Source organism: Azonexus sp., assembly GCF_036170495.1.
In the GTDB taxonomy this organism is placed as follows: Bacteria; Pseudomonadota; Gammaproteobacteria; order Burkholderiales; family Rhodocyclaceae; genus Azonexus.
Genome location: NZ_JAVHPH010000049.1, coordinates 1 through 1274, shown reverse-complemented (window position 1 = coordinate 1274; position 1274 = coordinate 1). Strand labels below are relative to the sequence as shown.

1 protein-coding gene is annotated in these 1274 nt (G+C 60.5%); it reads left to right on the top strand.

Annotated elements, in window-relative coordinates:
• Positions 1 to 1274 (top strand): DNA topoisomerase (locus tag ADADOO_RS01820; protein WP_511274496.1); only part of this gene is annotated, 1274 nt, incomplete at both ends.

Here is a 1274-nt window from a genome sequence, read left to right as displayed (position 1 = left end):
CGGACCGACTCGCGCTGCCTGCCGGAAGACTACCTGCCCACCGTCAAGGAAACGCTGGCGGTGCTGACCGGCGAAGGTGCCGGCAAGGGTCACGACGAGGTGCTGCTCGCCCGTTATTCGCCGTTTGCCCACCAGATTTTGGCCCGCAACTGGGTGTTGCCGAACAAGCGCATCTTCAACAATGCCAAGATCAGTGATCACTTCGCCATCATTCCGACGCCGCAGGCGCCGAAAAGCCTCAACGAGCTTGAACAGAAACTCTACGACTTCGTCGTTCGACGCTTCCTGTCCGTCTTCTTCCCAGCCGCCGAATACCTCGTGACCACCCGCATCACCCGCGTCGACGGCCACCCTTTCAAGACCGAGGGCAAGGTGCTGGTCAATCCGGGCTGGCTCGCCGTGCATGGCAAGGAAGGTCAGGATGGCGACGAAGGCAACCTCGTTGCGGTCGACGCCAAGGAAAAGGTAAAAACCGACGAAGTCACCGTCAAGGCCAACGCCACCAAGCCGCCGCCGCGCTACTCTGAAGCCACGCTGCTCTCCGCCATGGAAGGCGCGGGCAAGATGGTCGATGACGAAGAACTCAAGGCGGCCATGGCTGGCCGTGGCCTCGGCACCCCGGCAACGCGCGCCCAGATCATCGAAAATCTGCTCGGTGAGCAATACATGCACCGCGAAGGTCGCGAACTGATTCCGACGGCCAAGGCTTTCTCGCTCATGACCCTTTTGAACGGCCTTGGCGTCAATGAATTGACCCAGCCCGAGCTGACCGGCGATTGGGAATGGAAGCTCGGCCGCATCGAAAAAGGTGAATTCACGCGCGACGAATTCATGCGCGAAATCGCCGAAATGACCCGGCACATGGTCGAACGCGCCAAGCACTACGAAGCCGATACGATTCCCGGCGATTTTGGCGTGTTGACTGCAAGATGCCCGCGTTGTGGCGGCGAAATTCGCGAAACCTACAAGAAATTCCAGTGCGGCGGCTGCGACTACTCGCTGTGGAAGATCGTCGCCGGCCGCCAGTTCGAGCCGGCCGAAATCGACACGCTGATCAACGAAGGCCAGGTCGGCCCGCTGACCGGCTTCCGCAACAAGATGGGCCGTACCTTCGCTGCCGCCATCAAGCTCAACGACAACAAGGAGCCGGAATTCGATTTTGGTCAGGACAAGGCCGATGCGGCCGACGCCGAACCAGTCGACTTCTCGGCCCAGGAAAGCATCGGCAAATGCCCGAAATGCGCCAGCAACGTCTTCGAGCACGGCAATTCCTA